Genomic DNA, 25832 nt, shown 5'->3' with positions numbered 1-25832 from the left:
CCTGTTGGTGGGGAATGACCCTGAAACACAAGATTCCACCGGAGTGTGGCCAAGATGAAATAGCGCCTGCGTACTTCACCTCCGCCCCGTGCTGTCCGGCGAGGACGGCTAAGGTCGCGTGCTGAACCTTTCCCACGGCCGCGGGTTCACAAAGCCTCGAGGCAACCCCCACCCCGGAAACCGTGATCATGTCGAAGACGATGTCCGCCGACTTCAAGAGCCGCCGCGATGCCGAGACCGCAGTCGAGCACATCGTCCAGGAACACGGGATCGACCGGGGCGCCGTGACCATCGCCCCCGCCGGCGACGACAACACCGCCGGGACCGAGGCGGCGCGGGCCGATATCGAGGATGGCCGCCTGAAGGAAGGCACCGAGGGCGAGCCCGCTCTGGAGGGCGAGATCCGCGTCACCGTCGCGTTCGACGACGGGCTGACCGAGAAGGTGATGACGTCGTTCGAGACCTATGGCGGACGCGCGATCGACGCCGTCTGATCCGGCTCGACGATCACCGCTGTGACGGCTCGGCCCGACCGGAATCCGGCGGGAGGCCGGCGGTGAGCCAGAGCTTGAGGGCGTCGAAGGTCCAACGGGCGCCCTCGATCACGTGATGCGGTGGGCCTTCCTCGCCGGACCGGTCGAGGAAGGTTCGAAACGAGGCCCACATCGCCCCCGTGTCCCGCTTGCCGTAGCCTTCGTAATAGGCGCACCCGCCCGATGCGATCTCCGCCCCGAGGCTGCGGTGAAGGTGATGGGCGATGACCTGCCCGCCCAGGGTCGAGCCCTCCGTGACGTAGAGTGCGCCGAGGAGGGCGGGGCGTGAATGGAAGCCGGTGCCCGCCGCAAAGCGCGGCAGCGCCTCGATCGTGTCCTTCGTCAGTCCGAAATGGACGAGATCGCGTTCCAGCAGGTGCAGCTTGCCGCGCGGCTGCGCGAAGGCGGGTTCGAAGCTCGCGGCGATTGCGGGCTCGAAGACCCGGTGGAACCCCCACCAGCGGGTGAGGAGAGCGAGGTATCCCTCTCGCGTCGCCATCCGCTGCCGCCAGTCGAGCCGGTGTTCCAGATCCTCGTGACGGTCACGCGTCTCCTCTCGGAGCCGTTCGCTCAATGACGGGGCCGCGGACGCATGGGCCGCGCCGCTCACGGCAGGCCGGCCGGCTCTGGCGCGCCGATCGGGGCGGTCATGATCACCCTCAGCCCCGGGTGATTGTTGGTGTTCTCGATGGTGCCGCCGAGGCGGTCGACCATGGCGTTGAGCATCCGCGTCCCGAATCCGCTCCGCGTGCCGGTCTTGCCCTGGCCCTGATCGGCGACGATCAGGCGGAAGCGGTTGCGATGCTGTTCGAGGCTGATGGCGATCGGCCCGACGGCACCGGCATAGGCGTATTTGTTCGCGTTGATGACGAGCTCGGTCAGGATCAGCCCGATGCTCACGGCGGCATCGGTGGGAATGGTCACGGGGGCGAAATCGGTGCTGAACTGATCCGTCCAGTCGGGTCCCATCGACGACTTCATCTCCGTGACGAGATCCTCGAGGTAGCGCGCGAGATCGATCATCTCGACATTGTCGTCGCTGTAGAGCCGCCGGTGGACCAGGGCCACGGCGGACAGACGGCGCTGCGCCTCGCCCAGGGACTTGCTGAGATCCGCGTTGCCCTCCGCCCTCGCCTGCAGGGACAGGAAGGCGGAGACGAGCTGAAGGCTGTTCTGGACGCGGTGGTTCACTTCCTTGATCAGGTAGTCCTTCTGGACCAGCAGGCTTTCCTTGTCCGCCACGGTGGCGCCGAGTTCGCGGTTGAGCTCGCGGATGCGCCGGGTCTGGCGCGCCTCGTACAATTCGCGGACGATGCGCTGCGCCGCCTCGATCTCGGGAAGGGTCCAGGGTTTGGCATGGCCGTGGACCTCCTCGGTCCAGGCCTCGAAGGAGGCGCGGGGGCTCAGGGTATCGCCGACGGCGACGGCGGCCTTGTGCGGGTTGCCCGCCCAGTTCACGAGTTCGATCTGCTCGGCCCGGAACCACATCAGGATGATCGGCTCATCCCCCGACAGGACCACGGCGAGGAGACCGCTCGCCAGCGCGCGATAGGCGTCGGCACGCGGGAACCGCTTGCTGAGGGCGTGGGTGTGGAGGGCCTGCGCGCCGCCCACCGTCCGGACCCAGGCGGCGATCTCGCGCAGGTCGGCCTCCTCGGCGCAGCGTCCGGTCCGGTGGAGATCCCTGCCCTGCAGGAGCGCGAAGCCATCGGCCCCGAGCATGCGGCGCAGATCCTCGCTCGTCTCGATGAGGATGTCCGAGAGGGGCGCTTCGCCCAGGACCTTTCCGGAGACCACGTCCTCGGCGCTGCGCAGCTGGAGCCGCTCGCGGTAATCCTCGGCTTCCTCCCGCGACCTGATCTGGCGCGCGACGCTCCCCGCCAGAGCCTGGCAGGCCATCCGCTGCCCGAAGGCGAGGATGCGGGGCGTGCGGTGGTGGCAGGCGACGAGCCCCCACAGGATGCCGTCCTTGACGATGGAGATCGAGGCCGAGGCCGCCACGTCCATGTTGCGCAGATATTGAAGGTGGATCGGCGAGACGCTGCGCAGGTCGACATCGCTGAGGTCGAGCCGGGACAGCTCCTTCGGCCGGATCGGTTGCGGCACATAGGCGACGTCGGGGATCACCCGGACGCGGTTGCGGATGTAGAGCGCCCGCGCCTGTTTCGGGATGTCGGAGGCCGGGAAGTGGTGGTGCAGGAAACTGCCGAGTTCGGGGACCCGGCTCTCTGCGATGACCACACCCGCATCGTCGTCGAGGAAGCGATAGACCATCACCCGGTCGAACCCGGTGACCTCACGGAACGACGTCGCCGCCCGTTCACACAGCGTCTTGAGGTCGGCGGCCCGCTCCAGCGCGCTCCCGGCACGGTCGAGCCAGCCGAGCAGGCTGGCGGCATCGGTCCATTGGGCGGCCTGCGGCTCGAGCTGCACCAGCCATTGGCCGTCCTGGAAGCGGGCGGTGGCATCCATCGCCGCGTGCAGGCCCTCGACCCGGCCGATCACGACGGTCTCGTCCTGCGGCGCGTCGACAAGGAGAGCGGCATGGGTCGCGCCGAGAAGTTCCGACAGCGTCCGGCCGGTCCATTCCGTGGCCAGCAGGCCCTCGATGTCGCCGGCGCCGCCGACCACCCTCTGGTCTTCGGCGCCCGCGATTAGCAGGAGCCCGTGCGGCTGGATCGCCCCCGGGACATGGATCGGCTCTCGGTCGCAGACGGTCAGATCTGGGCCGAGATCCGAGACGTCACCGTCCTGGCGAGGATCCAGGGCCGGATCGACCGTCTGGGGGGCACTCAGTTGCGTCATACGTCCATTCTGTAGCGTCTGTAGGCCGTCGGAAACCTGAACGGCCAACCTCCCGCATCCCCCGAACCGCGTGTCCGAAAGACAATCCTTCTTGGGCGGCCGAGTAGGAGCCGATTCGCCGACCCCCATCCCGCCGTGTGGAGACACGATACGGGAGGAAATCTGCCGCCCGTCGAAGGTGGGGCGAGGATTTATTTAGTGACTCTACGCAGCTTTGCCATATCGACGCCACACATAGTTTGCCAGTCTTATATGTGTACTTTCATACAAACGGAATTGTGTTGATTGAAGCTCGGCTGTACTGACGGGAGCGACTGTCCCGGATCGATGCCGATCACGCCCCCATCAGGACCGATACGTGGGCGGCCACCGAGTCGCCGAGGCCCTTCAAGTCGTAGCCGCCCTCCAGCAGCGACACGATCCTGCCGTCGCAGGTGCGGTCGGCGATCTCCATCACCTGGGCCGTGGCCCAGGCGAAATCCTCGGCCTCCAGCATCAGGTTGGCCAGCGGGTCGCGCCAATGGGCGTCGAAGCCGGCGGAGATGACGATCAGATCGGGTTTGAACGCCTCGAGACGGGTGAGGATGCGGCTTCGCATCGCCTCCTTGAAGGCGTCGCCATCGGCGAAGGGCTTGAGCGGCGCGTTGACGATGTTGCCGTGCTCGCCCTCCTCGGACACCGCTCCGCTGCCGGGATAGAGCGGCATCTGGTGGGTCGAGCAGAACAGCACCGACGGGTCCGACCAGACGATGTCCTGCGTGCCGTTGCCGTGATGCACGTCCCAATCGACGATGGCGACGCGCTCCGCCCCGTGGACTTTCCTGGCGTGAAGGGCGGCGATCGCCGCGTTGTTGAACACGCAGAAGCCCATCGCCTTGGTGCGTTCCGCGTGATGCCCCGGCGGCCGCATGGCCGAGAAGGCGTTGCGGGCGGCACCCGTCATCACGAGGTCGACGCCCTGCACCGCCGCGCCGACACCGCGCAGGACGCAATCCATGGTGCCGGGCGAGAGCACCGTGTCTGAATCGAGATGGGCAAGCCCCTCGCTCGGGACCGAGCGGAGGATGGCGCGGACCCATTCCTCGGGATGGGCGAGGAACACCGATTCGAGGGTGGCGGCGTCCGGCGAGCGACGGTCGAGGCCGGAGAAGTCCGCCGTCCCGAGGGCCTCCCGGACCGCCTTCATGCGCTCCGGCCGCTCGGGATGTCCGTGCGGCGTGCGATGCTCGAACGCGGCCGCATGATGGAACAGGACGGTCATCGACATCTCCCCTCGTCAATCTGGCATTGGGTATACCAGCTTGAGCGAGGGATGACAGGAGCGCGGATCAGGCTCGCAGGCGCCGGAGGGCCTCGGCGTGGAGGCCGGCATTGGCCGCGGCCACGACCCGTCCGTCGAAAGCCGGGGTCAGGGGGCGACCGTCCCAGTCTGTCATCACGCCGCCCGCCCCTTCCACCACCGGCACGAGGGCCATGACGTCGTAGACCTGGAGCCCGGCTTCCACCACGAGATCGCAATGACCGCTGGCGAGGAGGCCGTAGGCGTAGCAATCGCCGCCGAAGCGGCGCAGGCCCACCGCTCCGCTGAGCCGTGCGAAGGCCTCCGCATCCGCGCCCACGAAGATGTCCGGGGAGGTGGCGAACAGGCGGGCCTCGGGAAGGTGCCTGTCGCTCGTCCGGGCGGGCAGAGCGCCGAACCACGCCGCGTCGCCGGTGCCGCACCAGCGTTCCCCGAGTGCCGGCATGTCGATGACGCCGACGATTGGCCGCCCCTCCGAGACCAGGGCGATGAGCGTGCCGAAGAGCGGCATGCCGGTGATGAAGCTCTTGGTCCCGTCGATCGGGTCGATCACCCAGGTGAGCGGCCGTTCGAAATCGCCGCCCTCCTCCTCTCCGAGGATGCCGTGGTCGGGATAGACGCTGCGGATCTCGGCGCGCAGCAGGGATTCGATGGCGCGGTCGGCGGCGGTGACCGGGCTCGCATCCGCCTTGGCTTCCACCGGCAGTTCGGTGCGGAAATAGTGCCGGGCGAGGGGGGCGGCGAAATCGGCGAGGCGATGGGCGAAGGCGATGACATCCGCCTTCGCCCCGTCCCCGGACGGGATCGCCAATGCGTCCACGCCCATCACAGGCGCCTCAGCCAGAGCGGCCAGTCGGGGTGATGGAACAGGGTGCGGGCCCGCATGTGCTTCCAGGTTCCGTATTTGTAATAGTCGAAATCGAGGGTGGAGACGGCCTCCTGGATCATCGCCCAGGTCGCCCATTTGAGATCGCCCAGCGCCTTCAGCACCGCGACCCGCGCGTCGATCTCAGGCGTCCAGCGGCCGAAATAGGCCTCGATCATCTCGCGCTCGATGATGTCGGGGAACGCCATCTCGTCGAACCAGAGGGCGAGCTCGTAGGCGCGCTCGTTGTTGGAGGCGTATTCGAAGTCGACCAGCAGGACCGTGTCGGACGCGTCGATCATGAAGTTGCCGGCCAGCGTATCGTTCATGCACGGCACGAGATCGAGGCCGGAGGCCGTCATGGCCGCCTTCGCCTCGGCCACGCAGCGCATCAGATGGGCCTGGTCGGCGGGGAGCCGGCCGCCCACCTCCGCGACCTGCTCCACATGCTCTTCGATCATCGCGAAGATCGTCTTCGTCAGCCCGAGCGGCGGGGAATCGTTGAAGGCCTTGAGGGCGCGCACGGCGTTGTGGCGGACGGCGGGGCGCAGGAAGTCGAGGTTCGACGAGGCACGGTAGCCCTCGACGAAGGCGAAGATCTCGACGCCGGCCTCGGGCAGGTAGTCGATCACCTCGACGCCGTAGCCGCAGGCATGGGCGCGGCGGCTGGCTTCGTTGGCGTGGTCGCGGGTGATGAACATTTCCGTGCCGCGACCGGGCATCTTCACGAAGACATCCCGCGCGTCCCCGATGGCGACGTGCCAGTTGGTGTTGCTGATGCCACCCGCCACCGGTCGGTAGCGCATCGGCCGGCCCTGCCAGGAGGCGATGCCGGCCAGCACGCCCTCCAGGGCGCGCTCGCCCTCGCTGATGCCGTCGCCCAAGCCTGTCCAGCTCATCGCCGTTCGGTGCCCCCCATCTTGAGTGATCGAGTCACAGCCGGCGCAGCCAGCTTTCGAAGTCACGTGCGCCCATGGTCGTGCGCGCATGCAGGAGCCGCCAGGTTCCGTATTTGTAGAACTCGATTCCGCTGCGCGCCGAGGTGACCGCGCGGGTGACGCCCCAGAGGCCGCCCATCACGTCGTCGACGGCGCCGTAGAGGCGGCAGCGGTTGTAGAGGCGCTCGTCGAACCGGCCTGCATAATGCTCCACCGCCTCGCGCCGCTCCGGCTCGAAGGCGCAGGTCTCGTTGAGGAGGGCGCCGACATCGAACCAGGGGTCGTTGTCGCCGGCGAGGTCGAAATCGACGAGACGGACCTCGCCCTCCCCGATCATGACGTTCGAGGCGATGCCGTCATTGTGGCAGAAGGCGAGGTCGATCCCCGACGCATGGATGGCCTCGCGGACGAGTGCCATCGTCGCCACCAGCCGGTCGGTCCCGTCGGGAAGCGGCGCGTCGGCGGCACGGGCTTCGGCCGCGAGGCTCTCGATCCGCCCGAAGGGGCAGAATCGATGGCCGAGACGACCGTCACCATGGAGCCGCTTCTTGGCGTCCAGCACCTCGGCCAGGACCGCCCCGTCCTGAAGGTCGCCGACGCGGGCATAGCGCCAGGGCTCGGGCAGGTAGGCGAGGCCGAGCGCTCCGTCCGCCTCGTGGACCACCTCCGGGGCGACGAGGAGGCGCGCGGCCTTGCGGGCCGCCAGCCCGGCCACGGGCGTCACGTCGTCCGCCATGTCGGCGTGGCGTAGCTTCAGGAAGACCGGCTCGCCCTCGCGGAACGCGATCCGGACGCAATCCGAGGCCACGGCCCGGTGAGTCGGGGACGCCACCGGCGCCGCGGCCAGCCCATAGCGAGGCTGGCGCGCGATCCAGTCCGGCCGCGTGGCGATGACGGCCTCCACGCGGTGGTCGAAGGTGGTGCCGGCCTCGCCGTAGGCTATCATCGCTCCCCTCCGAACGCGTCGTTCGGCCGCCTGAAGAGCAAGGCCCGTTCCGGAGATCCGCCGGCGCGGCACAGGCGCCATGCGGCGAGCAGTCCCACCGAGAGCCCGGCTTCGAGATCGGCCGGCCGCGTCAGCTCGGCCTCGTTATGCGCGATGCCCCCGACGCTGGGGACGAAGACGATGCCGGTGGGGCATTGGCCGAGCAGGCTGATCGCGTCGTGGCCGGCCACGGTATCCATGCGCAGCGACCGCAGGGAGGTCTCCTCGGCGCAGGCGGCGACGAGATCGCACACGGCCTCCGGCAGGCTGCGGATCGGCCGCAGGGTCCGGCCGGGGATCGCCGCGACGACGCCTGCCCGCTCCGCCGCTTCCGTGATCGCCGCCTCCGCCATGAGGGCCGCATCGGTGAGGAGGGCATTGTCGGCCGAGCGCAGTTCCACGCTCAGTTCCACCCGCGCGGGCACCACGTTGGGGGAATTGGGCTCCACCAGGATGCGGCCGACGGAGGAATGGAAGCGGCCGGGCCAGCGCTCTGCGATCTCCCTCACTTCGGCGATGAGATAGGCGGCGGCGAGCAGCGCGTCGCGCCGGCGCGGCATCGGGGTCGGGCCGGTATGGGCCTGCTCGCCGGTGAAGACCACGTCGATCTTGGCCGCCCCCCAGTTGCGGGTGACGATGCCGATGCTCGCCTTGGCCTTCTCCAGGACGAGGCCCTGCTCCACGTGGAGTTCGAGATAGCAGGCCGGGAGCGGCGGCGGCCGGTCCGTGCCGAGGAACCCGATCCCGTCCAGGGCCTCCCGAAGGGTGATCCCGGCATCGTCGCGGCTGGACAAGGCCTCCTCGATCCGGCGCGCGCCCGCATAGGCGCCGCTTCCGAGGAGGCTCGGCCGGAAGCGCGCGCCCTCCTCGCCGGTCCAGTTCACCGCGCAGAAATCCCCCCCGAAGGTCTCGCCAGCGCGCCGCGCCCGCATCAGGGCGGCGCCGATGGCGGCGGCCGCGACCACGCCGTAGGTCCCGTCGAAGCGGCCGGCCTTGGGCTGGCTGTCGAGATGGGAGCCCAGCATCACCAGGGGGGCGCCCGGACCGTCCGCGAGGGGGAAGATGGCGAACTGGTTGCCAACCCCGTCCACGAGGATGTCGGCCCCCGCCTCCCGGGCGGCCTCGGCGAAGAGGCGACGGGCCTGCCCGTCCTCGGCCGAGGCGCAGAGCCGGGTGATGCCGCCGCCCGGCGTCGCCCCGCAGGCGGAGATCTCCGCGAAGAGCGCGTGGAACGCGCGCGCCGTCGCTGCCGCGTCAGGAGCTGATGAGATCGATGTCATGCTGGGTGAAATGATCCAGGAACGGCTGCGGCGGCGGCCGGTCGGTGACGAGGGTGAGCCGTTCCGAGAGCCCGAAGGTGCAGATGTTCGCCTGACGCCCGAACTTGCGGGAATCGGCCAGAAGCACGCTCTGGCGCGCCTGGCCCCGCAGCACCTTCCGCAGGGCGGATTCGTGCTCCTCGTAATCCATCCAGCCATGGGTGAGGTCGCAGGCCGCGATACCCATGAAGGCGATGTCGAAATAGAACCGCTGCGCGTAGGCCACCGTCTCGTAGCCCACCAGGGCGTTGTCCCGCGCCCGCAGCATCCCCGGCGTCAGGTTCACCCGCGCGGGGCCGCTGCCGAGATGGAGCGCCACGTCGATGGAATTCGTCGTCACCGTGAGGTTGCGGCCGCTGAGGCGGCGGGCGAAGGCGAGCGTCGTGGTGCCGGTATCGATGAAGACCGACATCCCGTCGCGGATCAGCCCCTCGGCATTGGCCGCCACCTTCGCCTTCTCGCGCGGGTTGGTCTTGCCCCGCTCCTGGAGCGGCCGGTCCTGGTCCAGGCGGGGCGGCACGGCGCCCCCGTGGATCCGCCGCAGGACGCCGCGCTCCTCCAGCACCTTGAGGTCGCGCCGGATGGTCTCCTCGGAGACCCGCAGATAAGCGGCCACGTCGGAGACGCCGACCCGCCCCGTCCCGTTCAGACGGGACAGGATCTCCTGGTAGCGGTGGTCGGTCAGCATCGGCGTCGGCGTCTCCCCAATCCTCCGAAGAGTAGCGATTTTGGTGAGCCGAGGCCGCAGGAAAACACGTATCCCACAGGGTGTTTCCCACGGAGATTGCAATCGCGTCGCTCGTGCCGGGGGAAGCCGCCATCGCTACCCGTTTCCGGAACCCTCCGGCGATCGGGAGCCGCGCTGGAGCCGGATGAGCGGGATCGGGCAGATCCAACGCGTCGGCCTGTCCTGTCCGATTGATCATGCCGCCAGAATCACGCTGCCTGAGCCGAGATGACGAGGGATGCCGGTGCCGCTTTCCATGACGACACGTGACGGCCGGACCTCAGCGGAAAGGTCCCCGGCGCAGGTCGCCTGTCAATCTGATTCTGACCGAAATGTGGGATTTATGAGTATTTGCCTGAATTTTCCGCCTTATGCCATCTGTGGGATCACACATGCCCGTTTCCGTGCCCGGCTTGTCCATCCGGCTCCCGCAGGTCCGCCGCGTCAGGCTTCGTAAGCCTGCTTCTTCTGGTTGAATATCAATCGTTTAGCGTCGAGAACACAATCTGTCCGTGTCGTACAAAGAATTCGGGTGAGAAATGGAACTTTTCTCGAGTGCGCTCCCCGTTGTGGCACTGGCCTTGCGGAACCCTCCCAATCTCACAATTCCCCGCGCCTGGGCTCCTCCGACGAGCATGAGACCCGAAAGGCGCGGGGAACAGCAGCAGGGGGACGTTCGACGATGCCGAGAGACGCGACAGAGAAACCCGCGAGCGCCGCCGTCGCGCGCTCCGCTCGCCGCACCGGGCTTCCGGTTCTCCTGGGCGGTGCGTTCCTCGCCGCGGGCATGCTGTCCGCCGAGGCTCAGACCGCCTCGCCCGTCGGCGAGCTCAACGCCCAGACGCAGCCGCGCACCGACCGGGACATCGCCTCGAAACCCGCCGATCCCGTGCGCACCGGGCCGCTTGCGCCCTGGGCCACCGACATGGCGGCGCGGGGACTGACCTTCGACGTCAACATCTACGATTTCTACCAGGCCAATCCGAGCGCCGGCCTGCGCACGGGCGAGCAATCGAACGCCGCCTATTTCGTGCTCAGCATGACGGCCGACATGCAGAAGCTCGCCGGCATCGCCGGTGGCTCGATCAACTTCACCCAGACCTTCTTCGGCCTCGTGCGCAACCTCAACATGGCCGGCGACATCGGCGACACCACGGTGGGCTACCAGCCGCCCTACACGCCCAACAGCACCCGCCTCTCGCTGCTGACCTATCAGCAGAAGCTCCTCGACGACCGCCTCGTGGTGGAGGTCGGCCGCACGCATCCCGACCGCTATTACGGCCTGCCGCCGTGCAACTCGATCAATTCCTGCTTCCAGGACATGTTCTACTTCAATGCCGGCTTCACCTCGCCGCTCTTCGGCGTCTGGGGCGCCAACATCGCCTACAAGCTCTCGCCGACGACTTACATCCAGGCCGGCGCCTTCAGCGTGAACCCCAACACCAACGTCCTGTCGGGCTACGATTTCGGCTACGAGCGCCTGTCCGGCGCCGTCGTGATGACCGAGATCGGCCGGAAGACCGACTACACGATGGAGGCCTATCCCGGCCGCGTCTCGCTCACCGGCTTCTACAACACCGCCGACCACGACGATAACTTCAAGACTATCGCCGGCACGTCGAAGGGCCTCAATCCGGGCACGCCGTCGCTGCAGAAATCCGGCACGTCGGGCGTCGTCCTCACCGGCACGCAGACCCTGTGGCGGGCCGATGGCGGACTTGACGCGAGCAACCCGCATCCCACCGCGATCTCGGCCTATACCGGCACCGGCTACGCCTTCGACCCGACGATCCCGATCCGCTTCAACTCCTTCGCCGGCCTGCTGCTGTCGGCGCCCGACCAGGGCCGTCCCAACGACACCTACGGCATCAAGGCCAACTGGCAGCGGCTGAACCAGAACTATGCCGACTTCCTGTCGGATGCGAACTTCATCTCGGGCGGCACCGGCGAGCCCTATTCGCGTGACAAGTTCGTGTTCGAGGTCAACGCCCATTTCGATCTCGGCGCGGGCGTCGTCCTCGAGCCGGTGGTGCAGTACGTCGTCAACCCGAATTCCTTCTACAACCCCTATACGGCGCGGCGCGCCAAGGACGGGTTCTACGGCGGCTTCACCCTCGTCGTTCCCCTCGGCACGCTGCTGGGCCTCGCGCCGGGCTGATTCATCCGTCCGAGACGCGGCACCGTGTCTCGCGACCGACGACAGGGCTACGGATCCGCCGCCGGTCTCGCAGATCGGCGGCGGATCCGTTCTCGTTTCGGGGCGGCTGCGCGCCGGAAGAAGGCAGGCGGGTCCGGGGCGGGTTGAACCACCGATCCCGTCGCGGCAGAAGGTCGGCATTGCGCGCATCGCGTCGTTCGGACGTCAGGTCCCGTCATGCTCGAAACCAACACGTCACCGCCCGCGCCCGGCGCCGCAAACAGGACGGAACTGGTCTACGAGGTTCTCAAGGCCGACCTCGTCGAGGCGGGTCGCACGACGTTCCGGGCCCAGATGAGACGACCGGGCCTGCGCCTGTTCCTGATCGGCTGTGCGGCCATGATGGTGGTCTTCGGTTTCGCCCAGAACGACGTCGTCGGCTTCGTCAGCTGGGTCATCATCGTCTGCCTCGTCGCGCTCCTCCTGCCGCACGCGATCACCAGGGTACTGATCCCCTGGCAGGCCGGCATGACGGTGAGGCGGGACGAGCGGTTCCTGCATCCCTGGCGCGCGGTCATCGCGCCGGAGGCCTTCACCATCGCCACCTCGCAGGGGGAGACGCGCTATCTCTGGAGCGCGTTCACCTCCCGCCTGTCCTCCCCGGACATGACGCTTCTCATGCTGGGAACGCGGGTGTTCGTGCCGATCCCCGGCCGGGTCCTATCCCCCGACGACCTGGCGGCGATCGATGCCCATATGGCGGCATCGCGGCCGGCGCCCGCCGCCGCGTCGCCGGCCTGATCCGGGGGAGCCCGACCGCGGTCCGCGCCGTCGCCGAGACGGCCGGGATCGCACCGGGGATCCTGCGCAAAACAGCGTATGGCGCATCGGCCCCGCCCCCGGCATCGAGGGTGCACATCTTCGAGGAATCCGCCATGCCCGCCGTCGACGCCCTCTACCGCTATCCGATCAAGGGTCTGTCGGCCGAGGCCCTGACACGCCTGAGCGTCACCCCGCAGGACGGGCTCGCCCATGACCGGGAATACGCCCTGGCGCTGGGGACCACCCCGTTCGATCCGGAGAAGCCGGAGCCCCTGGACAAGGGCTTCTTCCTGATGCTGCGCAACAACACGGCGCTGGCGGCCCTTTCGACGCGGCTCGACCCCGAAAGCCATCGCCTGACGATCCGGCGCGACGGGGAGGAGGTGTTCGCCGCCGACTTGTCCACCGAGGCCGGGCGTGCCGGGACGGAGGATTTCTTCGCCGATTACCTCGGCGAGGAGACTCGCGGGCGACCCCGCCTCGTGCGAGCCGAGAACCACAAGTTCACCGATGCCAGCGTGCTCTCACCGGTGATGATGCGGGCGATTTCGGTGGTGAACCTCGCCTCGGTGCGGGCGCTGTCCGAGGCGACGGGGCGGGAACTCGATCCCCTGCGCTTCCGCGCCAACATCCATCTCGACGGGCTGGAGCCGTGGCAGGAGCTCGATTGGGTGGGGCGCGCGCTCAGCATCGGCCCGGTGCGCCTGCGCGGCCTCGCCCGCACGCCGCGCTGCGGCGCCGTCAACGTCAACCCGAAGACCGCCGAGCGCGACGCGAACCTGCCGAAGGCCATCATGAAGCATTTCGGGCATGTGGACCTCGGGATCTATCTCGAGGTCGTGGAGGGCGGCACGATCGCCACGGCGGATGGTGTCACCCTCGGCTGAGGGAGGTCCAATCTCTCTTGTGGGCTTCTCGATTCAGAAATCTGGTCGAGAGCCATTGCCTCTGTTCAACAGGGTTCGTCATGAGGCGTCACGGGCTCCCTCTCCTTCCAGGAGAGGGGACCCGTGTTGCCCGCGAGAGGTGCGACTATCGTAGCCCGCAAGGGGGAGGAGGGCCTCGGGTCAGGCGCTCTCCGTCCTCAGCTTGGCCTCAGCAGGCTCGGCGCCTTGCGGTAGCCGGTGGCCGCCTCGTAGGCATAGGCGAAGCCGAGGAGGTCGGCCTCGCTCCACATCCGGCCCACGAAGATCAGGTTGAACGGCGAGCCGCTGGCATAGGCCCCGGCCGGCAGCGTCACGCCGGGCAGGCCGGCGATGTTGATCTCGCAGACCGTGGTCTCGTTGATGGCGAGGCCGCCATGCAGGGGCGGCAGTTCATCGCGCATCTGCGGGAAGACGAGCCCGTCGAGGCCGTTCTCGTCCATCACTTGGTTGAAGATGTCGAGATAAGCCTCTCTGAGGGCGAGGAAGTCCGACAGATCGGGCGGGCGCGTCGGATCGGCCAGGATCGCCTCGAAGACCGGATATTGGTGCAGGTAGCGCAGCACGCCCTTGGGGCCGAACGCATCCTCCTCCGCCGTCGCCTCGGCGAAGGACGCGACGCTCCGCAGCGCGGCGCTCCCCCCGAGGCGCTGCAGGTAGAGATGCAGGTCGTAGGGCACGGATTCCATGCCGCGGGCATCGAAATAGTTCAGGCCCTCGGTGGGTTCGGCCAGCGCCGCGAAGCCCGTGCCGGCGAAGGGATCGGCGACCAGGGTCGCGCCGCAGGCGGTGATCTCGCTTTGCGCCCGCGCGTAGAGGTCCGTCGCCTCCGCCGAGAGCGGCAGGTCGCGCCAGCCGGGTCCGAACAGGCCGAGGCGCTTGCCCTGCAGCCCGTTCCTGTCGAGCTTCGAGGTGTAGCCGCCCTTGGGCCGCTTGCCGATGCCCGCCACGGTCTTGGGGTCGGCGGCGGTGTAGCCGGCCAGCACGTCGAGGGTCAGCGCCGCGTCGCGCACGCAGCGGGCGATGGGGCCGACCACGTCGCGGGTGCTGCCGGCCAGGGGCACCACGCCGGCATTGGGGACGAGGGCGAAGGTCGGCTTGATGCCGACCAGCCCCTGCGCCGAAGCCGGGTTCTGGATCGAGCCGCCGGTCTCCTCGGCGAGGCCGAGCACCGCGAGGCTGGCGCCCACCGCCGTGGCCGTGCCGGCGCTGCTGCCGCCGGGCAGGCAATCGGGCGCCGCCGAATTCAGGGTCGGTCCGGCCCAGCTGTCGTTGGCGTGGCTGCCGGTGGCGCTGAGGACGGGGACGTTGGTCTTGCCGAGCATGACGCAGCCGGCCGCCCGCATCCGCGCCACGACGGGCGAGTCGGTCTCGGGGATCAGGTCGACGCCGCCGGCCTTGGCGCTGAGGAAGCGCCAGCCCGCCGTCGTCGGCAGCCCGGCCATGTCCATCGGGTCCTTGATCACCACCGGCACGCCGGCCAGCGGTCCCAGCGCCTCGCCGGCGGCGCGGCGCGCGTCGATGGCGCGGGCGTCGTCCAGCGCCTGCGGGTTCATGACGATGATGGCGTTGTAATGCGGGTTGTAGGCGGCGATCCGGTCGAGGAAGGCCAGCGTCAGCGCCTCCGAGGTGACCCCGCTGGCGAAAGCGTCGGCCACGTCGGCCAGGGTCATCTCGACGATGTCGAGGTCGGGGCTTGGTGTCGGGGCGGCGGCCATCGCGCAATGTCTCCTTGGTTGGAATGGATGGAAGGACTGTACGGGATGAGGCCGGCGGCCTCACTCCATGCCGACGAATTCCTCGATCATCGCCCGGTCGCGGGCGATCTCGGGCGGGATCTCGCGGGTGACGACGCCCTTCTGCAGGATCAGCACCCGCTCGGAGAGGCCGGCGATGAAGGTGAGGTTCTGCTCGACGAGCAGGATCGTCAGGCCGCGCGCCCGGCCGATCGCCTGCAGCGTCTCGATGATCTCCTCGATGATCGAGGGCTGGATCCCTTCCGTCGGCTCGTCGAGGAGGAGGATGCGGGGATTGCCGCAGAGGCAGCGGGCCAGCGCCAGCAATTGCTGCTCGCCGCCCGAGAGTGCCCCGCCCGGCCGGTCGAGATAGGCCTTCAGCCGAGGGAACACGGCGAGGCTATCCGCGATGGTCTCGTCCTCGTCCCTGTCGGAGAGGAGGCAGCCCATGCGCAGGTTCTCGCGCACGCTCAAGGTCGCGAAGATCTCCCGCCCTTGCGGCACGAACCCCATGCCGAGCCGTGCTCGCGCCGTGGGCGAGCGCCGGGCGATGTCCTCGTCCCCGAGGCGGATGCGACCGGCGGTGACGGGCAGGTAGCCCATCAGGGTGCGCAGCAGGGTCGTCTTGCCCATGCCGTTATGGCCGAGGATGCCGACGAACTCGCCCTCCCCCACGGTGAGCGAGACGCCGCCGAGGATCGGGATGCGGCCGTAGCCGGAATGCAGGCCCTCGACGGACAGGAGCGCGGGCTTCGCCGCCGGGACGGCGTTCGGGCAGGCGGAGAGCGGTATCGGCGGGATCGCGTTCATCGTGCGGCTCATGCGGCCTGCTTGCCGAGATAGACGTCGCGGACGCGCTGGTCGGCCAGCACCCGTTCCACGCTGTCCTCCATCAGGATGCGGCCCTGGTTGAAGACGGTGACGGTCCTGGCGATCATCCGGATGAAGGGCATGTCGTGCTCCACCACGATGAGGGCGTGGGTGCGGTTGATCTCGCGGATGAGCTCGGCGGTGCGGTGGACCTCGTCATGGGTCATGCCGGCGGCGGGCTCGTCGAGGAGGATCAGCTCCGGTTCCTGGGCCAGCACGGTGGCGATCTCGACCCATTGGCGCTGGCCGTGGGCGAGCTGGCCGACATTGCGTTCGGCGATGGCGGTGAGCTGGAGCCGCGTCAGGGTCTCGTCGACGATGGAACGCGTCCGGGCGATCGACTTGCGTCGCCCGGCCGCCACGAACACGTTCTCGCGCACCGACAGGCCGTTGAAGACGTTGGGCACCTGGGTCTTGATGCCGACCCCGAGCCTCGCGATCCGGTGTGGCTCGGCCCCGGTGATGTCCGTGTCGCGGAAGCGGATGCTGCCCTCGCTGGGCGTCAACTGGCCAGTGAGCATCTTGAAGAAGGTGCTCTTGCCCGCGCCGTTGGGGCCGATGAGGCAGCGCAGCTCCACCTCGCCGAGGGTGAAGTCGACATTGCCCACCGCGGTCACCCCGCCGAAGCGCATGGTGACGCCCTTGGCCTCGACGAGCGGGCGAAGCGGCGGGCGGACCGGGGAAGCCGGCGCCGCCGCTGTCGTGGTGATGCTCATGGCCGGACCTCCCCTGCCAGCGCCTCGCGGGCGGGATCGGCGGGTTTGCCCGCCTTCGCCTCGACGATTTTGGCCTTCAAGAGCTTGGCGGGGAGTTCGGGGATCCGCATCAGCAGGGTCCTCACCACTGGCAGGAGCCCCTGCGGGATCAGCAGGACGAACGCCACGAGGACGATGCCGAGGCCGAGATTGGAATCGACCACGTTCTGCGAGCCGGCCTCGATGATGAGCCACTGGATCAGCACCGCGCCGAGCATCGGCCCGACGAGGGTGCCGAGGCCGCCCACCAGCACGAAGATGATCACCTGCGCCGACATCGACAGGCCGAACACGGTGGGGCTGATGAAGCCGCCCCAATTGGCGTAGAGGCAGCCCGCGAGCCCGGCGACGGCGCCCGAGATCATGAAGGCGAGGAGCTTGTACAGGCGCGGGTCGTAGCCGATGAGCTGCGCCCGGGTCTCGTTCTCGCGGATCGCCACAACGACCCGGCCGAAGCGGCTGGCCAGCACCCAGCGCAACAACGCGTAGACCAGGATCAGGGCCCCCATGGCGGCGTACCAGATGCCGTCGTTGTCGAGCGGGTTGCCCGCGTCGCCGAGCTTGTTGAGGGCGGGGATCGCCGGGATGCCGTTGAACCCGCCGAGTTCCGCCTCGCCGATCCGGTACTGGCTGCCGGAGGTGGTGTTCACGAGCTGGAACAGGATCACCGAGACGGTCAGCGTGATGACGCCGATATAGGCGTCCGAGATCCGGCCGTAGAACATGAAGTAGCCGAGCAGCCCCGCGAACAGGGTCGGCACCAGGATGGCGATGAGGATGGGCAGCGTGCTGTCGCCCATGTTGATGACGGAGACGGCGTAGGCGTAGCCCCCGAGCCCGAGGAAGGCGGCCTGCCCGAAGGACATCACCCCGCCATAGCCCCAGATGAAGCCCTGGCTCAGGGCGAACATGGCGAGTGCTGCAAAGCCCGTGGCCTGGACGAGGCCGAACGTGTCGAGGATGTGCGGCGCCCCGAACAGGATGGCGAGCATCAGGCCGAGGGTGACGAGGAACCCCACGGTGGAGCGACGGGTGACGGGATTCATAGGCTGCGCCTCAGGTAGCGGCCGGTGATGCCCTGCGGCAGGACGCGGATCAGCAGGATCGCGGCGACGAGGAGGGCGACGTCGCCGATGACGGGCGTGGTCCTGAACGAGACCAGTTCGTTGATGACGCCGAACACCGAGGAGGCGAGGCCCGTGCCCGTGACGATGGCGGGGCCGCCGCCCAGCACGGTGATGAAGGCGCGGGAAATGTAGGCCGCTCCCATGGACGGGGAGACGCCGGAGATCGGCGCGAGCACGCCGCCGGCCAGCCCCGCGAGGGCCGCGCCGAGGCCGAACGTCGCCATGTAGATGCGGTCAGGCGACACGCCCATGGCGGCGGCCATGCGCGGGTTCTGCATGGTGGCGCGCAGGATCAGCCCGAACTTCGTCATGCGCAGCAGGAGGAACATGCCCGTCAGCACGGCGAGCGCCGTGGCGACGATGACGAGGCTATAGAGGCTGGCGCCGTAGCGGCCGATCTCGAAGCTCCCGACCGGAGTCGAGACGCCCCGCACGACGTTGCCGTAGAGCGTGGTGATGAGGCCGATCAACCCGAGGCTGATGCCCCAGGTCGCCAGCATCGTGTCCATCATCCGCCCGTAGAGGAAGCGGATGACGGTGCGTTCGAGGATCAGCCCCACCGCCCCCACCACCAGGGGCGGCAGGACCAGCATGGCGATCCAGATGTTCACCCCGGCGCCGTTCGCCATCACGGCGGTGTAGGCGCCGAGCATCATGAACTCGCCATGCGCCAGGTTGATGATGCGCATCATGCCGTAGATCACCCCGAGACCGAGGGTGATCAGGACCAGGGTGGCGATGCCGGTGGCGACGTTGAAGGTCAGGAGCCCCGCGAGATCCATGAAGAGGCGCCTCAGCCCTTCAGGTCGGGCGTGAACTGCTTGTTCATGCGCGGGTTCTTGACGAGGTCGCAGGCGCCGCCGGTATCGGCCGGGAACGAATCCGGGAAGGTCGCCAGCTGCTCCCATTTCCGGTCCTTGGGCCGGGCGAGGTAGGTGTTGCGGATGGTGTGGTGGGTGCCCGGATCCATCGTCACCTTGCCCGTGGGCGAGTCGATGCTGATGCCGCTCTCCAGCGCCGCCACGACGGCGTCGCGCTCGATCGAACCGGCCTTCTTCACCCCCTCCGCCCAGAACATGATGCCTTCGTAGGTGGCGGTGTCGAGCTCGCTCAGATCGGTGACGTCGGCGCCGAACTTCGCCTGCATGCCGGTGACGAAGGCCTTGCTCGCGGGCGTGTCGAGGTCGTTGTACCAGCCGTAGCAGGTGAGGATGCCGTTGGTGGTGGAGGTGTCCATGGTGGTCAGCTCGTCGCCGAGGCCGAACACGCTGGCGCCCATGGGGATCTTGCCCTTCATGCCGGCGGCGTCCCATTGCCGGTAGAAGCCCGAATGGTTGGCGCCGACGAGGGCGGAGAGGACGATCTCCGGCTGGGCCTGCTGGATGCGGCTGATGGCGGAGGAGAAGTTCGTGACGTCGAGGGGGAAGAAGTCGGTGCCGGCCACGGAGCCGCCGCCATCCTTCATGAACTTCGTCATCCAGCTCGCGGTGATGTGGCCGTAATTGTAGTCCGCGGCGACGATGTAGGCCTTCTTGCCCCAGTTCTTGAGGGCGTAATCGACGATGTGGTTGACGGTCTGGGCCGGGGTCGAGCCGGTGCAGAAGACGTTGCGGTCGCAGACACCGCCCTCGTACTGGGTGTTGTAGAAGTAGAGGGTCTTGGAACGGCCGAAGATCGGCCGGATCGCCTCGCGCGAGGCCGAGGTGATGCCGCCCTGGATGACGTCGACCTTGTCCTTCAGGGCGAGGGTCTGGGCGTATTGCGTATAGAGTTGCATGTTGGACTGGGTGTCGTAGGCGATCAGCTTGATCGGCCGTCCGAGCAGGCCGCCGGCCTTGTTGAGCAGTTCCACCGTGTATTCGGTGGTCTCGATCATCCGCTTGCCTTCGAGCCCGAGCGCCCCGGTCCCGTCGAGGAGGCTGCCGAGCTTGATCGGCTCCGCCGCGAGGCCGTTGCGCGCGAAGAACGGCATCGCCACTGCGCCGCCCGCCCCTGCCAAACCGAGCTTGAGCGCATGGCGACGGTTCATCGTGCCCTTGGTCATCGATATCACTCCGCTTCGTGCCGTCTGCACGGACGATCGCCGCCGGCCGCGCGGGAGTGATGTAACAAGATCGATGCCAACAAATCTCACATTACGGGCAAGGTCGGGCGAGCGCGCCGGATGCCTCCTCCATAGGCAGGCGAGGCGCGGTTTCGCCTCGCCTCAAGGCACGAAAGCCACAGATCACGCACGTGCCGCATCGGCGCGGAGAGTGTCCCGCGTGGCCGGTCAGGCGGCACGCACGGTGGCGAGGAACCGGGCCACCTCCGTGCCGAGATGGTCGGATTGCTGCGACAGCGCCGAGGCCGAGGCCAGGACCTGGCTCGCGGCGGCGCCGGTCTCCTCGGCCGCGTTCGCGACGCTGGCGACGTTGGCGGTGACCTGTCCCGTCCCCATGGCCGCCTGGGACACGTTGCGGACGATCTCCTGGGTGGCGGCGCCCTGTTGCTCCACGGCGGCGGCGATGGAGGTGGCGACGGTGCTGATCTCGCCGATCCGCGTGGTGATGGTTCCGATCGCCGAGACCGCCTGCCCCGTCGAGGCCTGGATGCGGCCGATCTGGTCGCCGATCTCCTGGGTCGCGCGGCTGGTCTGGCTGGCGAGCTGTTTCACCTCGGCGGCGACCACGGCGAAGCCCCTGCCCGATTCACCGGCCCGCGCCGCCTCGATGGTGGCGTTCAGCGCCAGCAGGTTGGTCTGCCCGGCGATCTCCGAGATGATCGACACCACGTCGCCGATCCGGCCCGCCGCCAGGCTGAGTTCCTCCACGAGGGAGGCGGTCCGTGCCGCCTCGTTCACCGCGAGGGTGGCGAGATTGGCCGATCCATCGACCTGACGGCCGATTTCCTGGACCGAGGAACCGAGCTGTTCGGCCGCCGCCGCCACGGTGTTGACGTTGGACGCCGCCTCTTCCGCCGCCGCCGCCACGGTCAGGGATTGCGAGGCGGTGTGCGTGGCCGTCGCCGTCATCGCGCGCGCGGTGTCCTGGAGCTGGCTCCCCGCCGCCGCCACGGTGCCGACGATGCCGCCCACGGCCCGTTCGAAATCCCCCGCCAGCCTGTGCATGGCGGACTGCCGCTGGGCTTCGGCGTCGGCGCGCGCGAGCACGGTCTCTTCCTCCAGGGTGCGCATCTCGATGAGGCGCGTCTTGAACACCTGCACCGCATCCGCGATCGTGCCGATCTCGGTCCCCTCCCCCTGGCGCGGGATCGCCACGGACAGGTCGCCCGAGGCCAGCGCCTGCATCGGCTCGACGACCGAGGCGATGCCCCCGGTGACGCCGCGGATGATCCAGAACGCGAGCAGGGCCGACAGGACGAGGCCGCCGAGGCCCGCGCCGAGGACGAGGGTTTCGGTGCGGTCGAAGGCCTGCCGGCTGGCGAGGCGGGACGTCTCCGCCACCTCGTTGTTGATGGCCACGAGCCGGTCCGCCAGGGAGGTGCACAGGCGCTGGAGTTCGGTGGACTTCCCCTGCAGCCGCTCGAGCCCATCCTCGTTCATCCCGCTGCGCGAGAGATCGAGGATCGCCTTGTTCTCCTTCTGGTAATCGAGCCAGGTCGTGGTGAGCGTGTCGTAGACGGCCTTCTCGCCGGGCGAGGTGGCCAGCCTCGCATACTCGGCCAGGATGCGGGTGACCTTGCCCTGACGGTCGACGATCTCGGCATCGTAGCGCGCCTTCGAATCCGGATCGATCGCGCCGAGATGGCGATAGATGCTGATCGCGTAGCGCCCGATCCAGCCGGAGATCTCACCGGCCTTGGCGACGCTCGGCAGAGCGTCCGATTGCACGCTCACCAGATGTCCGTTGATCGTCCGGGTGGCGGTCAACGCCACGGCCCCCAAGCTCACGAGGAGCAGCGTCGTGATCGAGAAGGCGCCGATGAGGCGCGCGCGCAGGGAAAGGCGGCTCAGCATGAAAAGCATTCCGGTGACGGGAAGCCATCTCTGGATGGTATCCGACCGGAAGGTGCGCAAAATATCTAAATAATTCTTAAAGCGGAGCGGTGGCCTTTTTCGAGATTTGTGGCCAAAACCCAGGGCGCATGACCGCGAGTTGTGCATTTTGACTATCATCGTGCAAGAATTGACCGAATTTAGTCATGCGCTCATGCATTTCTGACATGAGCGTTATGTGCGGGTAATGCGGTTGCGGGCAAGATCGTCTTGCCGTTCGCTCACGCTTGCTGGGGCGGGAGGGAATCGCCGCCCTCCGTCGCCTCGGCCCTCGCCGCACGGTCCCGCTCGGCCCGCAACTCCTTCTCGGCCATGAGCCAGAACTCGATCTCGAACCCCATCGGCTGGTGATTGCGCTCCCAGAGTTCATAGGCGCGCCGGCGGATCTGATCGAATGTCGGCCCGGTGGCGCGGGCCGTCGCATCCCGCATCATCTGTGCCGTGCCTCGTGCTGATCCTGCCTCATCCGAACCCTGTTTCAGCATTCCCCGCCGGCCTCGTTTCGCGTCTGTCGCGTGTGATGTGGATGGGGCCATGGCATGGCCCCGGCGCCGGGACATTCACACATGGCAAGAGCGAGACGATTTCGGGCCATTCCCCGCGACGGCTCCCCGATCGACAACGATCCACCTCGAACCAGGGCGCCTCGGCGCCGTTGTCGCACATGCAAGAGGCGGGCGCGCGCCCGCGGGAGGGGGATGGAGCGTACGGGAGGGCTCTTTCCGCGCGTCCTCCACCCGGGCGGGTCGCAGGACGAGAACGGGCCGTCGGACGTGAAATCCCCCGCCCCTTCGGCGAGGGCGGGTGTGCTCGGAAGCACGTGATGGCGCGTGCGAGGTGGATCGACGCGTCCCGCGCCGCGCGGTCGATGATATGGCCTCGTTCCACGCGGGAGCAGGATCGGCTCCGTGCCGATTGTCCACCGTCGCCGATACGAGAGCATGTTCCACCTGATCTTCGGTTTGCCCTGCCTGTACGTCATCACCAGGGTGCTCTGGCCCCTGCCATGGCCGCTCGCCGTGAAGGCCGGCGTCGCTGTCCTGCTGCTCATCGCCTCGCAGTACCATCTGTGGAGCCGCCTCTCGTCCGGCTCGGTCTTCGCGCCCGAGTTTCCCCGGCTGTTGATCGTGCTGTTCAATTGGGCCTTCGGGGCGATCGTCCTCCTGGCGGCGATGCAGCTGGCCCTCGACGTCGTGGCGCTGGCCTCCAGGGTCATGCCCGGCGGAGGCTGGGCGATCCCGGCCGGCTGGCGCTACGCCGAGGCGGCGCTGGCCATGCTCCTGTCGGCGGTGGCGGTGCAGCAGGCGGTGCGGGTGCCGCCGCTCAAGGACGTCACCGTCGAGATCGAGAACCTTCCGGCCGGTTTCGACGGCTTCACCCTGCTCCAGCTGACGGACCTGCATCTCAGCCGCCTGTTCCCGGCGGCCTGGGCGCGGGAGGTGGTGACGCGATCCAACGCGCTCGGCGTCGATCTCGTGGTGGTCACCGGCGACCTGATCGACGGCGCCCTCGCATCGCGTCGCGCCGATGTCGAACCGTTGCGGGATCTCCGTGCCCCGGACGGGGTCTGGGTGATCCCCGGCAACCACGAGTATTTCTTCGACTATGCGGGGTGGATGCACCGCTATGCCGAGCTCGGCATGGGCGTGCTGGAGAACCGGCATACGGTCCTGAGGCGCGGTGCCGATGCGTTGGTCCTCGCGGGCGTGACCGACCTGTCGGCGTCGCATTCGGGCCGGCCGGTCCACGACCTCGACGCCGCTTTGGCCGGTGCGCCGTCCGATGCCCCCATCGTCCTCCTCGACCATCAGCCGAAGGATGCGGCGCGGGCGGCCGCGAAGGGGGTGGCCCTGCAACTTTCCGGGCACACGCATGGCGGGATGATCTGGGGCCTCGACCGCCTGGTCGCGCGCGCCAATGCCGGCTTCGTCTCCGGCCCCTACGCGGTTGGCGCCATGACACTCTACGTCAACAACGGCACGGGGCTGTGGCCCGGCTTCGCCTTGCGGCTCGGGCCACCATCCGAGCTGACGCGCATCACGCTCCGGGGCAAGCCGCGATCCTAGAACTGCGCGCGACCGCGTTGGGGTGGGCGCAGCTCTGGTGGTGAAAATCTGACGTTTGGTCCACGCTGCCGGGGCTGCTTTCGACCCTTCACAGGCCCTCGGAAGGTCCGCTTCTGGGTATCTTGATCGAACAGATGCGTATGGCTGCGTTGAAGCTGAAGGCCGCTCTGCAACTCAAGACCAAGGCCAGACCAACCCGTAAGGGCCTCGTTAATCCTTGGTCGTGTGTAATCATGGCGTGACATACTCCTCGGCCATCCAGAAACTTTATGGCGAACTCGCTGCCTCAATGGTGCGCGCGACTACCGGTTTCTGTGAGCCGCATGCCCGTGCTGGCGCTAGACTTCGTGGCCCATCAGTCTCGGCATTTCAAGTTGCATACACTGAACTCTCGAGGCTACGATTAGCCTCTCGTGAGGGTATCTTGCTCGTCGATAGTGACGAAGTGGCAAACTTCGTCGCGGAGGTAGTTCTGTCGGATCAATCTAATTATCCTCCTATAGATGAGGTGCTTGAGGCTTGGCTGTCCTTATTTGTCGGCCAATTGGATTATGCATGTTCGAAGCGCCTGCCTTTTACACCGCATCCGGATATCAAACTTGCCATGGATGCGCTCGCAAGCTGCGGCTATGCACAGCGGCTCATCGATAACTTTATATGGACTGAAGAGATTGGCCGCGCCATGCTAATGAGCGGCTTGTGGAACGAAGATGGATTGTCGTGGGAAGAGCTCAACGAACGAGAAATTGATTTAGACATGCGCAAAGCGCTTGCCTCCATCCCGGACGATGTCAAGCATGCAGCCCTTAGGAACGACCGTGTCGCAGTAGGAAAAGCTTTGGCGGCGCGTTGGATTAATGACGTGTGGTTACCTGACACTGCAGACGAAGCCCCATGGTGGCGCCTCGCCGCGATCGCTCCTGAGGCAATCCGCTTAATAGATTTGACCAATAGCATTGGCTGCCCAAATATTAATGATGTTAATTAATTTATTTAATATAAATAAATCTGCTGGATAACAGTTTTTTGAAGGCAGATTTATTATCTTAACCTGCTATTGCTGGTCATGAAATGTACTAATAGGCTCGATTTGGGACGGCATCTACAAAAATTTATGCTTGCAAATTGGGTTGGGGCGCAGTGTCCACTTCGGAGCAGAAGGTCAGAGTCTGCCTTCCACCCACTTCGGACGCTCACAGTGGGTTCCATTCGTCAGGTTTTTGACCACCAGCCCCTCGTTGCACCGAGATTTTTCTCCCCAAACCGGCATCACTTCGGCGAATTGCACTCTAGCCGACGAGGACGACGGCCTTGCGCTCGTAGGATCGCCCGTCGATCTCACCGGCGATGAAATGCGCCACGTCGGCCCGGGAGATTAGGCCGTTCCGCCAGGAAGAGGGTTCCGTCAGGACCTTGTAGCGTCCCGTGGCCGAGCCGGGCGTCAGCACGCCGGGGCGGACGAAGGTCCAGTCCAGGCCAGAGCGGCGGATCCGCATCTCCTGGGCGTCCTTGTCGTCATAGGCCCGCCCGAACACGAGGCGGAAGGGGATGCGCTGCAGCAGGCCGATGGCGTCGCGGCTGTCGCCGGTGCCGAAGCCCGTGACAGAGAGGATGCGCCGCACGCCGGCTGTCTCCATGGCCGGCACCAGCGCGTTGGTGGCGGAAGAGAACAGGGTCACCGGCCCGAGCAGGTTCTTCGCCGGCACGCCCAGGGCCTGCACCACGACGTCGATGCCCTCCAGGGCGGAGGCGATATCGGCGGCATTCAAGGCGTCGCCGGGGAAGCGTTCCAGCCCCTGGCCCGACAGCGACATGCTCGCGGCGGACCGGGCGAAGGCCCGCACGCGATGGCCGGCCGCCAGGGCCGCCTTCACGGTTTCCAGGCCGATGCCCTGGCTGGCGCCGATGACGAGGACGTGGGCCATGT

Annotated in this window: 23 protein-coding genes; 6 read left to right on the top strand and 17 right to left on the bottom strand. The window is 67.6% G+C overall.

Features of this window, described 5'->3' with window-relative positions:
• Nucleotides 1-188 precede the first annotated feature (188 nt).
• On the top strand, nucleotides 189-494 hold the full coding sequence (locus tag A3OM_RS0108610) for a hypothetical protein (protein ID WP_018043339.1): 306 nt from the start codon (nucleotides 189-191) through the stop codon (nucleotides 492-494).
• 13 nt (nucleotides 495-507) lie between these two features.
• Here the strand turns inward: A3OM_RS0108610 and A3OM_RS23695 are convergent, their stop codons facing one another.
• From A3OM_RS23695 to A3OM_RS0108570, 8 genes are all read right to left on the bottom strand, one after another.
• Nucleotides 508-1107, bottom strand: a complete 600-nt coding sequence (locus A3OM_RS23695; RefSeq protein WP_081612732.1) for a biliverdin-producing heme oxygenase — start codon at nucleotides 1105-1107, stop codon at nucleotides 508-510.
• A gap of 32 nt (nucleotides 1108-1139) precedes the next feature.
• On the bottom strand, nucleotides 1140-3338 hold the full coding sequence (locus tag A3OM_RS0108600) for a histidine kinase dimerization/phosphoacceptor domain -containing protein (protein WP_018043337.1): 2199 nt from the start codon (nucleotides 3336-3338) through the stop codon (nucleotides 1140-1142).
• 334 nt (nucleotides 3339-3672) lie between these two features.
• The gene (locus A3OM_RS0108595) at nucleotides 3673-4599 is read right to left on the bottom strand and encodes a histone deacetylase family protein (RefSeq protein ID WP_026175854.1); all 927 of its coding nucleotides are present in this window, start codon (nucleotides 4597-4599) and stop codon (nucleotides 3673-3675) included.
• Between the two features lie 67 nt (nucleotides 4600-4666).
• A complete protein-coding gene (locus A3OM_RS0108590) occupies nucleotides 4667-5464 on the bottom strand; it encodes an inositol monophosphatase family protein (RefSeq protein WP_018043335.1) in 798 nt (265 codons plus the stop codon).
• Nucleotides 5464-6402, bottom strand: a complete 939-nt coding sequence (locus A3OM_RS0108585; RefSeq protein WP_018043334.1) for a phosphotransferase — start codon at nucleotides 6400-6402, stop codon at nucleotides 5464-5466. Before A3OM_RS0108585 ends, A3OM_RS0108590 begins: the two co-directional genes overlap by 1 nt.
• Nucleotides 6403-6436: 34 nt before the next feature.
• The gene (locus tag A3OM_RS0108580; RefSeq protein ID WP_018043333.1) at nucleotides 6437-7387 is read right to left on the bottom strand and encodes a phosphotransferase; all 951 of its coding nucleotides are present in this window, start codon (nucleotides 7385-7387) and stop codon (nucleotides 6437-6439) included.
• Complete coding sequence (locus A3OM_RS23690; RefSeq protein ID WP_018043332.1) at nucleotides 7384-8706, bottom strand: Zn-dependent hydrolase; 1323 nt, start codon at nucleotides 8704-8706, stop codon at nucleotides 7384-7386. The genes A3OM_RS0108580 and A3OM_RS23690 overlap by 4 nt, the downstream gene beginning before the upstream one ends.
• The gene (locus A3OM_RS0108570; protein ID WP_018043331.1) at nucleotides 8681-9433 is read right to left on the bottom strand and encodes a DeoR/GlpR family DNA-binding transcription regulator; all 753 of its coding nucleotides are present in this window, start codon (nucleotides 9431-9433) and stop codon (nucleotides 8681-8683) included. Before A3OM_RS0108570 ends, A3OM_RS23690 begins: the two co-directional genes overlap by 26 nt.
• Before the next feature lie 826 nt (nucleotides 9434-10259).
• Here A3OM_RS0108570 and A3OM_RS0108565 point away from each other — a divergent pair.
• The 3 genes from A3OM_RS0108565 to A3OM_RS0108555 all read left to right on the top strand — a co-directional run bounded on the left by A3OM_RS0108565 (nucleotide 10260) and on the right by A3OM_RS0108555 (nucleotide 13318).
• Nucleotides 10260-11630: a carbohydrate porin gene (locus tag A3OM_RS0108565; RefSeq protein ID WP_245257837.1), complete on the top strand. Its 1371-nt coding sequence runs from the start codon at nucleotides 10260-10262 to the stop codon at nucleotides 11628-11630.
• A gap of 216 nt (nucleotides 11631-11846) precedes the next feature.
• Nucleotides 11847-12410 (top strand): YcxB family protein, encoded by a 564-nt coding sequence (locus A3OM_RS0108560; protein ID WP_018043329.1) that lies wholly within the window; start codon nucleotides 11847-11849, stop codon nucleotides 12408-12410.
• Between the two features lie 134 nt (nucleotides 12411-12544).
• On the top strand, nucleotides 12545-13318 hold the full coding sequence (locus A3OM_RS0108555; RefSeq protein WP_026175852.1) for an MOSC N-terminal beta barrel domain-containing protein: 774 nt from the start codon (nucleotides 12545-12547) through the stop codon (nucleotides 13316-13318).
• Nucleotides 13319-13515: 197 nt separating this feature from the next.
• Here the strand turns inward: A3OM_RS0108555 and A3OM_RS0108550 are convergent, their stop codons facing one another.
• The 8 genes from A3OM_RS0108550 to A3OM_RS23685 all read right to left on the bottom strand — a co-directional run bounded on the left by A3OM_RS0108550 (nucleotide 13516) and on the right by A3OM_RS23685 (nucleotide 22273).
• On the bottom strand, nucleotides 13516-15072 hold the full coding sequence (locus A3OM_RS0108550) for an amidase (RefSeq protein WP_018043327.1): 1557 nt from the start codon (nucleotides 15070-15072) through the stop codon (nucleotides 13516-13518).
• A 60-nt stretch (nucleotides 15073-15132) separates the two neighbouring features.
• Nucleotides 15133-15912 carry an ABC transporter ATP-binding protein gene (locus A3OM_RS0108545; RefSeq protein WP_018043326.1) on the bottom strand — a complete coding sequence of 260 codons (780 nt, stop codon included), beginning with the start codon at nucleotides 15910-15912 and terminating at the stop codon, nucleotides 15133-15135.
• On the bottom strand, nucleotides 15909-16676 hold the full coding sequence (locus A3OM_RS0108540; RefSeq protein ID WP_018043325.1) for an ATP-binding cassette domain-containing protein: 768 nt from the start codon (nucleotides 16674-16676) through the stop codon (nucleotides 15909-15911). Before A3OM_RS0108540 ends, A3OM_RS0108545 begins: the two co-directional genes overlap by 4 nt.
• Nucleotides 16673-17761, bottom strand: coding sequence for a branched-chain amino acid ABC transporter permease (locus A3OM_RS0108535; RefSeq protein WP_018043324.1), 1089 nt, complete (start codon nucleotides 17759-17761; stop codon nucleotides 16673-16675). Before A3OM_RS0108535 ends, A3OM_RS0108540 begins: the two co-directional genes overlap by 4 nt.
• Nucleotides 17758-18624, bottom strand: a complete 867-nt coding sequence (locus A3OM_RS0108530) for a branched-chain amino acid ABC transporter permease (protein WP_018043323.1) — start codon at nucleotides 18622-18624, stop codon at nucleotides 17758-17760. Before A3OM_RS0108530 ends, A3OM_RS0108535 begins: the two co-directional genes overlap by 4 nt.
• 11 nt (nucleotides 18625-18635) lie before the next feature.
• On the bottom strand, nucleotides 18636-19886 hold the full coding sequence (locus A3OM_RS0108525) for an ABC transporter substrate-binding protein (RefSeq protein WP_018043322.1): 1251 nt from the start codon (nucleotides 19884-19886) through the stop codon (nucleotides 18636-18638).
• Between the two features lie 228 nt (nucleotides 19887-20114).
• Nucleotides 20115-21800 (bottom strand): methyl-accepting chemotaxis protein, encoded by a 1686-nt coding sequence (locus tag A3OM_RS0108520; protein WP_043764551.1) that lies wholly within the window; start codon nucleotides 21798-21800, stop codon nucleotides 20115-20117.
• Between the two features lie 260 nt (nucleotides 21801-22060).
• Entirely contained in the window at nucleotides 22061-22273 is a 213-nt protein-coding gene (locus tag A3OM_RS23685) for a DUF2934 domain-containing protein (protein WP_018043320.1), read from the bottom strand.
• A gap of 507 nt (nucleotides 22274-22780) precedes the next feature.
• Between A3OM_RS23685 and A3OM_RS0108510 the strand changes: the two genes are divergently transcribed.
• Both A3OM_RS0108510 and A3OM_RS25780 read left to right on the top strand, forming a co-directional pair.
• Nucleotides 22781-23905 (top strand): metallophosphoesterase, encoded by a 1125-nt coding sequence (locus A3OM_RS0108510; RefSeq protein WP_018043319.1) that lies wholly within the window; start codon nucleotides 22781-22783, stop codon nucleotides 23903-23905.
• A 424-nt stretch (nucleotides 23906-24329) separates the two neighbouring features.
• A complete protein-coding gene (locus A3OM_RS25780) occupies nucleotides 24330-24893 on the top strand; it encodes a hypothetical protein (RefSeq protein WP_157196460.1) in 564 nt (187 codons plus the stop codon).
• Between the two features lie 301 nt (nucleotides 24894-25194).
• On the opposite strand, the gene A3OM_RS0108505 is transcribed toward A3OM_RS25780, so the two are convergent.
• Nucleotides 25195-25830 carry an NAD(P)H-binding protein gene (locus tag A3OM_RS0108505; protein ID WP_018043318.1) on the bottom strand — a complete coding sequence of 212 codons (636 nt, stop codon included), beginning with the start codon at nucleotides 25828-25830 and terminating at the stop codon, nucleotides 25195-25197.
• Between the last annotated feature and the right edge of the window lie 2 nt (nucleotides 25831-25832).

Origin of the sequence: Methylobacterium sp. 88A (assembly GCF_000376345.1) — a bacterium.
In the GTDB taxonomy this organism is placed as follows: Bacteria; Pseudomonadota; Alphaproteobacteria; order Rhizobiales; family Beijerinckiaceae; genus Methylobacterium; species Methylobacterium bullatum.
This window is presented reverse-complemented; position numbering and strand designations above follow the sequence as displayed.